General features: G+C 73.2%; 7 protein-coding genes and 1 pseudogene. 2 read left to right on the top strand and 6 right to left on the bottom strand.

Annotation, left to right across the window (positions count from 1 at the left end; all coding sequences use genetic code 11):
* From Q6969_RS10955 to Q6969_RS10935, 5 genes and pseudogenes are all read right to left on the bottom strand, one after another.
* Positions 1-236: pseudogene (locus Q6969_RS10955) on the bottom strand (ATP-dependent helicase); the annotation flags it as partial.
* Positions 237-503: 267 nt separating this feature from the next.
* The gene (locus Q6969_RS10950; RefSeq protein ID WP_317230464.1) at positions 504-1,367 is read right to left on the bottom strand and encodes an aldo/keto reductase; all 864 of its coding nucleotides are present in this window, start codon (positions 1,365-1,367) and stop codon (positions 504-506) included.
* Between the two features lie 97 nt (positions 1,368-1,464).
* Positions 1,465-2,094, bottom strand: coding sequence for an NAD(P)H-binding protein (locus Q6969_RS10945; protein WP_317230463.1), 630 nt, complete (start codon positions 2,092-2,094; stop codon positions 1,465-1,467).
* Between the two features lie 115 nt (positions 2,095-2,209).
* Positions 2,210-2,875 (bottom strand): TetR/AcrR family transcriptional regulator, encoded by a 666-nt coding sequence (locus Q6969_RS10940; RefSeq protein ID WP_317230462.1) that lies wholly within the window; start codon positions 2,873-2,875, stop codon positions 2,210-2,212.
* A 59-nt stretch (positions 2,876-2,934) separates the two neighbouring features.
* Complete coding sequence (locus Q6969_RS10935) at positions 2,935-6,177, bottom strand: efflux RND transporter permease subunit (protein ID WP_317230465.1); 3,243 nt, start codon at positions 6,175-6,177, stop codon at positions 2,935-2,937.
* 189 nt (positions 6,178-6,366) lie between these two features.
* On the opposite strand from Q6969_RS10935, the gene Q6969_RS10930 reads away from it, so the two are divergent.
* Positions 6,367-6,765, top strand: a complete 399-nt coding sequence (locus Q6969_RS10930; protein WP_317230461.1) for a DUF2256 and DUF3253 domain-containing protein — start codon at positions 6,367-6,369, stop codon at positions 6,763-6,765.
* A gap of 17 nt (positions 6,766-6,782) precedes the next feature.
* A complete protein-coding gene (locus Q6969_RS10925) occupies positions 6,783-7,181 on the top strand; it encodes a hypothetical protein (RefSeq protein WP_317230460.1) in 399 nt (132 codons plus the stop codon).
* On the opposite strand, the gene Q6969_RS10920 is transcribed toward Q6969_RS10925, so the two are convergent.
* Positions 7,178-7,687: FUSC family protein (locus Q6969_RS10920; protein ID WP_317230459.1), on the bottom strand; the 510-nt coding region annotated here is incomplete at its 5' end. The genes Q6969_RS10925 and Q6969_RS10920 overlap by 4 nt on opposite strands.

The raw sequence follows: 7,687 nt of genomic DNA, 5'->3' as shown, positions 1-7,687 counted from the left end.
CGGCCGGCGGGACGCTCGGCGCGGGGCTCCCAGTTGGGGCGGTCGCCGCCGCGCGCGGGACGGGCGGCGCCGCCGCGCTGGGGGCGGTCGTCCTGGCCGGAGCGCTGGGCGCGCTCGTCGGCGTTCCAGCGCTGCTTCTTGGGCGCGGGATCGGAGTTGTAGCCGCGGTGGTTCGGGCTGCGCGATCCGGACGGGGCGCGCTTCGCGCCGCGCGGGGAGTCGTTGTTGTAGGGCATGAGGGATTCCTCGTTCTGCTCGAGTGCATGACAATGCTCATTCGAAGCAGCGCGCTACAGGATCAGGGTGCGCAGAGCTGCTCTTAACCCGGGCAGTCGTCGACCGGGGGCCGTGTCATCGCGTGACGTACCCCTCTGCGGAACGAGAGGGGGAGACCGGCCCACCTGACTGACAAATCCATCCGCCCGGATGGATGGTCCGGTAGCGGTGTCAAGAGCCGACTGGACGACACTACCGGATCCGGCCGCCCCGCACCAGGGCCCCGGTCACTGATCCGCGATCTCGACCACCTCGGCAGCGCTCAGCTCGACGTCGCGCGCCGCCGTGTTCTCCTCCAGGTGTGCGACGCTGCCCGTCCCGGGGATCGCCAACGTGACCGGCGAGCACGCGATGAGCCAGGCCAGGGCGACCTGGGATGCGGTGATGCCGCGGGACGCTGCGATGCGGCGCACCACCTCGCCCCCCACGTCCACCATGCCGCCGCTCAACGGGAAGAAGGGGACGAACGCGATGCCCGCCTCCTCGCACATCCGGAGGAGGGCGGCGTCCTCCGGGCCGTCGGTGCGGTACGTGTTCTGGACCGCCACGACCGGCGCGATGGCACGCGCCTCCGCGACGTGCTGCGCGTCGACGTTGCTGAGGGCGAGATGCCGGATGAGGCCCTCCTCGCGCAACGCGGCGAGCGCCGCGAACCGCTCGCCGATCGACTCGCCCCGTGGCGGCCGCATCGCGCCCACCCGAAGGTGCACCACGTCGAGCCGTGGCACGTCGAGCTCGCGGAGGTTCTGCTCGACCTGGGCCCGCAGGCCGCTCGCGGGAGCGTGGAGGTCGACCGTGCCGTCGGGTCGCCGGGAGGGCCCGACCTTCGTCGCGATCACGAGCCCGTCGGGATAGGGGTGCAGGGCCTCGCGGATGAGCCCGTTCGCACTCAGGGAACCGTCGTCGCTGACGTAGAAGGCCGCGGTGTCGATGAGGTCGATGTCGAGCTCGACGGCACGGCGCAGGACGCTGCGGCTCGTCTCCGCGTCGCGAGCGGGGCCGGTGAAGCCGTCCGCAGCCAGTCGCATCGCGCCGAACGCGATGCGGTTGACGGGCAGGTCGCCACCGAGGAGGAAGGGGGTTGCGGTCATGGGGTGCTCCGGGGTCGGGGTGGTCGGTCGCGGCGATGCGCCGCGCGGGGAGGGAGGGGTGGACGGGGCGCGGCGGGACGCCGCGCGGGTGGACGGATCAGCGGCCGCTGATCACCGCGTCGCGACGCACCCACGTCGCCTCCTGGGCCTCCTGCAGGAGGAACGCGGCGACATCGTCCCGGCTGATGATGGGGTTGCCGCGCATGGGCAGCCGCTCCCCCACCACGAAGGCCCCGTCACCGGGAGAATGCGTGAGCGCCGTGGGGTAGACGAGGGACCAGTCGAGGGCGCTCCCGCGGATGATCCGCTCGGACGCGGCCTTGTCCGCGTACAGGTCGCGGAGGAAGGTCCGGTAGAAGGCCTTCTGCAGGAGGCTCGCATCCCGGTAGGTCGCGCCGACCCCGAACGACGACAGCCAGACGAGCCGCCGCACGCCGGCGTCGCGCGCTCCGTCGACGACCGCGCGGGCCGCGCGGGTGAAGAGGCCCTCGGACCTCATGGACGTCCCGCGACCGAGGGCGGAGACGATGACGTCGACACCCTCCGCGGCGGCGGCCACGTCGTCCCGCGACGTCGCGTCGCCGGTGACCACGTCGAGCCGATCCGCGAGCTCCGCGACCGCCTCCGGACGTCGGACGAGCACGGTGACGTCGACGCCGTCAGCGAGCGCCCGTCGTAGGAGGTGCCGGCCCGTGGGTCCGGTCGCGCCGAGCACGAGGATCTTCATGGGGTGCCTTCCATCCAGATGCGGACACCTGTCCGCTTCTTGAGAAGGTAACGGACAACTGTCCGCCATGCAAGCGCTCCCCCGCCGACGCGCAGGGACGTGCCGCCGCTCCGCCCTATGCGCGCTCCCCGCCGCCTCCCGACGGGTCATCCGCGCCGCTCGCCGCCGCACCGGTCGCTGCCGCACCGTGGGCCGCGGCACCGTCGGCCGATGCACCGGCCGCGAGCCCCGCAATGATCACGTCGAAGAGGATCTCCGCACGCTCTCGCCAGTCGCCCTCGGCATCGAGGTCCCAGATGCCGGCGATCATCAGGAGGAGGTCGTCCACCGCGACGTCCGTACGCACGGCGCCCACCGCGCGGTTGGCCTCGAGCAGTCGCTCCACCACGTTCCGCACCGCCCCGTAGCCCGGGCGCGACGATCCGCCCGTCTTCGCGCTGACGCGCTTCATGGCACCGCCGAGCCCCGCCTTCGCCATCGCGAACTCGGCGAGGGACGTCAGCCAGCGGCGCAGCGCGACGGCGGGGGGCTGCGTCGCGAGCAGACCCTCCGCCGCCTCGACGATCTGGTCGACCTCGCGGTGGTACAGCTCCAGGACGAGGGACTCGCGATCGGGGAAGTTCCGGTACAGGGTCCCCTGGCCCACTCCCGCCCGCTTGCCGATGACGCTGAGGGCGACGTCGGGGTCACGGGACAGCTCCGCCATCGCCGCCTCCAGGATGCGGTCGCGGTTGATGCGGGCGTCGGAACGGGTCCGCCGACCGAGCGGCTCGTCCTGCATCCGGCACCTCGTCCCCCCGGGGATCCCGGCGCACGCGGACGGTGGTCCGCTCCGGCAGACTACTCGGCGGCAGCCCCCGCCGGCAGCCCGCGCTCGGCCCGGCGCCGCTCGCCGCGGGCCCGGAGCCGGAGCCCGCCGCGCTCCACGACCGAGTACAGCGACGGCAGCACGAGCAGGGTCAGCACGGTCGACGACAGGAGCCCGCCGATCACGACGATCGCGAGCGGCTGCGAGATGAACCCGCCGTGCCCGGTCAGGCCGATCGCGAGCGGCAGCAGCGCGAAGATCGTCGCGAGCGCCGTCATCAGGATGGGCCGGAGCCGTCGGCCGGCGCCCTGGAGGACCGCCTCGCGGAGGTCCATCCCGCGCGTCCGGTACTGGTTCACGAGGTCGATCAGCACGATGGCGTTGGTCACCACGATGCCCACCAGCATGAGCAGGCCGATGATCGACGCCACGCCGAGCGGGATCCCCGTCACGACCTGCAGCAGCACGGCCCCGGTCGCCGCGAACGGCACCGAGACGAGCAGGACGAGCGGCTGCACGAGGCTCCGGAACGTCGCCACCATGATGATGTAGACGATCAGGATCGCGGCCAGCACCGCGAGCCCCAGCTGCCCGAACGCGTCGGACTGCTGCGACGCGACGCCGCCGAGGGACGCCTGCGCGCCCGCCGGGAGCTGCACGTCGGCGACGGCCTGCGACACCTCGGAGGACGCGAAGCCGACGTCGTCGCTGCCGGGAGTCGCGCTCACGGTCGCGCTGCGGAAGCCGCCCGTGGTGGTGACGGATGCCGGCCCGTCGGCGACCTCGACGGTCGCGAGGTCGCTGAGCGGCACCAGCCCGCGGACGGTGGGGATCGGGAAGTCGCGGAGCCCCTGCAGGCTCTGGGCGGCGTCCGGGTCCTGGATGTAGATCGACAGCGTCTCCTCGTCGATCACGACCTGCCCGACCGCGGCCGGCAGGCGGCTGGCCGTCACGATGCCGCCGACAGCCTGCTCGCTGAGCCCGGCCTCGGCGGCCTTCGCCCGGTCCACGTCGATCGCGATGTACGGCTGCGTCTCGGAGAGGTTGCTGGTGGCCTGCTCGATGGACGGGATGTCCTGCACGGCGGCGAGGACCGCGTCCGCCGAGGCCTTCAGGTCGTCCGAGTCGTTCGCCGTGATCTCCACCTCGATGTCGCTGGAGGAGAAGCCGCCGGACGCGGCGGCGAGGGAGACGTCGCCCACGTCGGAGAGCCCGTCGACGGCGGTGCGCACGCGGTCCTGGATGGCCTCCTGGTCGGCGTCCGGGTCGGTCGTGAGGGAGAACGTGATGCCTCCGCCGCCACCGAACGCCGAGGTTAGCGACGTGCTGTCCGAGCCGATGGAGGTCTGCACGGTCTCGACGCCATCGACGCCGATGAGCGCCTGCTCCACCTGCGTGGCGGCGGTGTCCTGCGCGTCGAGGCTCGTGTCGCTCGGCAGCTCCTGCGAGACGGTGAGCGTGTTCTGGCCGCTGTCGCCGAGGAAGTTGGTCTTCATGCTCGGGATGAGCGCGACCGTGCCGCCGAGCACGAGGATCGCGAGCACCAGGGTGACCGCGGAGTGCTTCAGGGTCCAGGCGAGGATCGGCAGGTAGCCGCGCTGCAGGCGCGTGGGCTTCCCGATGCCCTCGCCCTCGTCGTGCGCCGCGTGGGTGCCGCGCGTCGGCCGGTCGGCCAGCTCCCGGTCGTCGACGGGGCCGGCGACGGCGGCGTGCGCGCCCGTGCGGACCGCGCCCTGGGGCGCGGTGGCCGATGCGGCCGCGGCCGCGGCGGCCTTCCGACGTGCCCGGCGGGACTCGCCCTCGGGCCGGAGGAACCAGTACGCGAGCACCGGCACGATCGTGAGCGACACGAACAGCGAGGCCGCGAGCGCGATGGTGACGGTGAGCGCGAACGGCCGGAACAGCTCGCCCGTGATGTCGCCGACGAGCGCGATCGGCAGGAACACGGCGACGGTCGTGGCGGTGGAGGCGGTGACCGCGCCCGCGACCTCCCGCACCGCGGCGCGGATGGCGTCGAGGCGGTCGGGCGTGAACGAGAGGTGCCGCTTGATGTTCTCGATCACGACGATCGAGTCGTCCACCACGCGCCCGACGGCGATGGTGAGCGCGCCGAGCGTGATGATGTTGAGGGTGTAGCCGGACGCGAGCATCCCGATGAACGTGATGAGCACGGAGGCCGGGATCGAGATCGCCGTCACGATGGTCGACCGGATCGACAGCAGGAACACCAGGATCACGAGCACCGCGAACACGAGGCCGAGGAGGCCCTCCGTGGTCAAGCTCGAGATGGACTGCTCGATGAAGGGCGCCTGGTCGAAGACGACCGTGAAGCGGGTGCCGTTCCCGAGGTCCTCGGCCAGCTGCGGCAGGAGCGCGGTCACGAGCTGGGACACGTCGACCGTGTTGCCGGCGGGCGTCTTCGTGACGGCGATCGTGAGCGACGGCTCCCCGTCGACCCGGGAGATGCCGGTCGTGGGGTCCTGGCCGAGCTCGACCGTGGCGACGTCGCCGATCGTCAGCTGGCGTCCGCCCGCGGCGCCGAGCAGCGGTAGGGAGGCGAGGTCCTCCGTGGATCCGAGGCGCGTGCCCGACTGCACGGAGAGGGTGGTGCCGTCCTCGGTGACGGCGCCGGCGGGCAGGAGCGAGCCGTTGGCGTCGAGCGCGTCGCGGATGGCCTGGTTGGAGAGGCCGGCGGCCTGCACCTCGGCGGGATCCGGCGTGATGACCACGCGCTGCCCGACCGTGCCGAGCAGGCTCGCGTCGCGCACGCCGGCGAGCTTCCGGATGTCCGCCAGCGTCGAGCGCTCGAGCGCGGCCGTCAGCTCCTGCGGGCTGAGGTCGCTCGTGACGGCGATCTGGATGACCGGCAGGTCGTCGATGCTGCCCGCGATGACGACCGGGTCGATGCCGTCCGGCAGCGTCGTGCGGATCCGGTTGATGGCCTGGTCGATCTTCTGCTCGGCCGTCGCGAGGTCGGTCCCGTAGGTGAACGACGCGGAGATCACGGACGAGTCCGTGCGGGAGGTGGCCGTGGAGGACTCGAGCCCGGGGACGGCCTGGATCGCGCGCTCGATGGGCGTCGACACGTCGGTGTCGACGACCGCGGGCGAGGCGCCCGGGTAGGCCGTGACGACCGCGAGCTGCGGGAACGACACCGACGGGATGAGCTCCTGCTTGAGGGTCGTCAGCGCGATGCCGCCGAACACCCCGATGACGATCGTGATGAGCGCGATCAGCGCCCGGTTGCGGAGGCTGAAGACGGAGAGGAGATGCAGGGGGTGCTCCTTGTGCGATGCGGGCCGCGGGTGCGGCGGTCGCTCGGGCCGCTGATCGCCCGCACCGGGAACCCGCCCCGTCCGGTCATCATCCCACCCGCGACCAGGGGGAACCCTGCTCGTGGCAGGTTTTCGGCAGCCACCCGTCATGACCAGACGACGCCCATGCGCGCGGGGCATGCTGGGAGGATGGCGCACCGGGCATCCACCACGAAGGACCGCGTCCCGGAGCCCAAGACCTGCGTCGCGTGCGGTCGCACGATCGAGTGGCGGCGCAAGTGGGAGCGCGACTGGGACGAGGTCCGCTACTGCAGCGACGCGTGCCGCCGCCGCGGGGTCTCCGCCGTCGACGCGGCGCTCGAGCGGCGCATCCTCGACCTCCTCGCGCAGCGCGCGGGCGGCGCCACCATCTGCCCGTCGGAGGCCGCGCGCGCCGAGTCGCCCGACGGTTGGAGGGAGCTCATGGAGCCCGCCCGCCGCGCGGCTCGCCGGCTGGTCGACGCGGGCGAGGTCGAGATCACGCAGAAGGGGTCGGTCGTCGACCCGTCCACGGCCCGCGGACCCATCCGCATCCGCCGCCGTCGCTGACGAGGCACACTAGGGGGATGCATCGACCGACCCTCACCGTCCTGGCCGCCGTCGCGAGCGCGGCGCTCCTGTCCGGATGCGGGGTCCAGTCGCAGTTCCAGACGCCCACGACGAGCATCTACGCCACCACGGCGGACGCGCAGGCGGCCCTCGGGGAGTCGCTGCCGTCGTGGATCCCGGAGGACGGCACCCTCATCCGGGTCAAGTCGGAGGCGAAGGCCGGCACCATCGTGTCCGTCCAGACCGCCGAGCCCGCCCCGGCGCCCGGCGGCTGCACCGACCTGCAGCCGACGACCATCCAGGACACCTGGTGGCCGCCGGAGGTCGACCCCGCGGCCGTCACGTGCGCCGACGGCTGGAACGTGTTCGGCGCCGACGGCCGCCTCCTCGGCTGGAGCAGCACGGCCCTCGGCTAGGCGGCGGCCCGCGGCGATCCGCCCGCCGGGCCCTCCCGACGGGCGCGGCGCCGGGCGAGAGCCCGCAGCACGAGGATCACGGCCACGCCCACCGCGGCGCCCACCGCCGTGTCGACCACGCGGTCGGCCACGAGCGGGAGCACCGGCTGCGTGCGGCCGAGCCCGCCCATCACGAGCGCGAGCGGCGTGATGAAGACGAGCGCCAGCCCGTAGTGCCGTCCGACGGCGAGCTCCGCGGCGAACTGGCACGCGACGGCGACCGCGATGACGGCCGCCACGGGGAGGTGGAGCGCGAGGATCCCCGCGGCGACCACCGACCCGGCGAGCGTCCCGAGCACGCGGTGCGCCACGCGGGTGAAGGAGAGCGGGCCGCGCACCACCGGCAGCACCGCGACGAGCGTCACGACCGCCCAGTAGTGGTGGCCGAGGCCGAGCGCGACGGCGATGCCGCCCGCGACGAGCGCGCCGGCGACGTTGGCGGCCACGGCCGTCCACGCGGCCGGATC

Origin of the sequence: Clavibacter sp. MX14-G9D, from assembly GCF_032917815.1 — a bacterium.
Classification (GTDB): domain Bacteria; phylum Actinomycetota; class Actinomycetes; order Actinomycetales; family Microbacteriaceae; genus Clavibacter; species Clavibacter michiganensis_K.
The sequence above is the reverse complement of the archived record's forward strand: the minus strand, read 5'-3'. Positions and strand labels throughout refer to the sequence as shown.

Bases quoted from the DNA above. Each gene is read 5' to 3' on its own strand.
- Q6969_RS10945 (WP_317230463.1), bottom strand. From the start codon at position 2,094: ATGAAGATCCTCGTGCTCGGCGCGACCGGACCCACGGGCCGGCACCTC.
- Q6969_RS10940 (WP_317230462.1), bottom strand. From the start codon at position 2,875: ATGCAGGACGAGCCGCTCGGTCGGCGGACCCGTTCCGACGCCCGCATC.
- Q6969_RS10925 (WP_317230460.1), top strand. From the start codon at position 6,783: ATGCATCGACCGACCCTCACCGTCCTGGCCGCCGTCGCGAGCGCGGCG.
- Q6969_RS10930 (WP_317230461.1), top strand. From the start codon at position 6,367: ATGGCGCACCGGGCATCCACCACGAAGGACCGCGTCCCGGAGCCCAAG.
- Q6969_RS10950 (WP_317230464.1), bottom strand. From the start codon at position 1,367: ATGACCGCAACCCCCTTCCTCCTCGGTGGCGACCTGCCCGTCAACCGC.